At 72.0% G+C, this 1,480-nt stretch carries 1 protein-coding gene; it reads left to right on the top strand.

All coding sequences use genetic code 11. The features are described from left to right. Position 1: 1 nt before the first annotated feature. The coding region (locus DCI01S_RS16425) for an HNH endonuclease signature motif containing protein (protein WP_156482669.1) at positions 2 to 1,480 on the top strand (1,479 nt) is incomplete at its 3' end.

The raw sequence follows: 1,480 nt of genomic DNA on the forward strand, positions 1-1,480 counted from the left end.
TCTGGGCGCGTTGGACATGGCGGCGGTCAGTGAGGCGGCTCGCGCGGCGACGCTGGCGCAGAACCGAGCTGGTGCGACGCGGTTGGAGGCTGCGTATGTGTTGGTCGCGCAGTTCACCCGCGCGGCGCAGACCGAGGACGAGCAGGGGCCTGCGGGGTCGGGTCGGCCGGGGTATGCGCGGTTGGCGCCGGCGGCGCGGGCGCGTGATCATCTGGTGGCGGCGTGTCAGTTGACGTGTTGGCATGCCGAGCGGCTGGTCACCGCGGGCGTGCAGATCCACACCCGCTTGTCCCGCCTTGCGTCGGTGGTGGCGCGGGGGGTGATGCCGGAGCAGATGGCGATCGATATCGCGTGCCGTCTGGCCGAGGTGCCCGATGCGATCGTGGCCGATGTGGAGGACGAGGTGCTGGCCCGGTTCGCCGGCGATCTCGAGGGTGGGGATCGGCCGAGTCGGCCGGCGGTGGACTCGGCGATCGATGAGGCGGTGGAGCGGTGCGATCCGGCCGGGGCGGCCGAGGCGGCCGAGGCGGCCGCGCAGACCCGCCGGGTCCGGTTCCGCGGTGGGCGTGACGGGATGGCCACGATGTGGGCCAAACTCACCGCCGCTGATGCGGAGTTGCTGCGCCGGCGGATCGATACCGATGCCGCGGTGGCGGCCGCGGACGGGTTGGACCGGCCGATCGATCAGTTGCGCGCGGACGCCCTGGCCGCGCTGGCGGTGTACCCGCCCGACACCGCCGCCGGCGATACCGCCACCACCGGCGCGGCCGCGACCGGCACCGCCGACGCTGCGGCGGCGGTGGCTGAGGAGTGTGGGATCGAGCTGGGGCAGGTGCGGGTGGGGGCGGATCTGCCGCGGCCGTCTCTCGGTAACGCGGCGCGGGCGGGGGTGCCGATCCGGATCAGTGTGATCGCCTCGGCGGTGCGGGGTCTGCCGAACCGGGTGGAGTTCGTCCACGGCACGTACAGCAGTTTCGAGTGGTTGTGCGCGGAGCTGCTGGAGGGCGATGAGGCCAGTGTGCGGTTCGAGCTCATCGACCCCGCCCCCGGCGCCGTCGACTCGCCGGACCAGGCACTGCGATACCTGATCAGCCCGGCCATGGCGGAGCGGATCCGGCTACGCGACGGCACCTGCCGCCACCCGGGCTGCTCGGTGCCAGCCAAGGACTGCGACGTCGATCATGTGATCGCGTTCAACAAGCGCGACCCGGAACTGGGCGGGCCGACCCTGGAGTGGAACCTGGTGTGCTTGTGCCGCAAGCATCACCGGGAGAAGACGTTCGGCACCAACACCTACCGGTGCGGGCCGCTGGGTGAGTTGATCATCTGCACCGACACCGGGCACGAGCACCGCACCAGACCCAAAGGCCCCCTGGCCCGGGCCCGCGACGCCATCCGAGAACGCGAGTGGGAGGCCTTCGCCGACCGCATCATCGCCGACGACGGCACCCTCATCAACCCACCAGGCCACCCCAGACAC

The organism is Dietzia cinnamea NBRC 102147 (genome assembly GCF_001571065.1).
GTDB classification, from domain to species: Bacteria; Actinomycetota; Actinomycetes; order Mycobacteriales; family Mycobacteriaceae; genus Dietzia; species Dietzia cinnamea.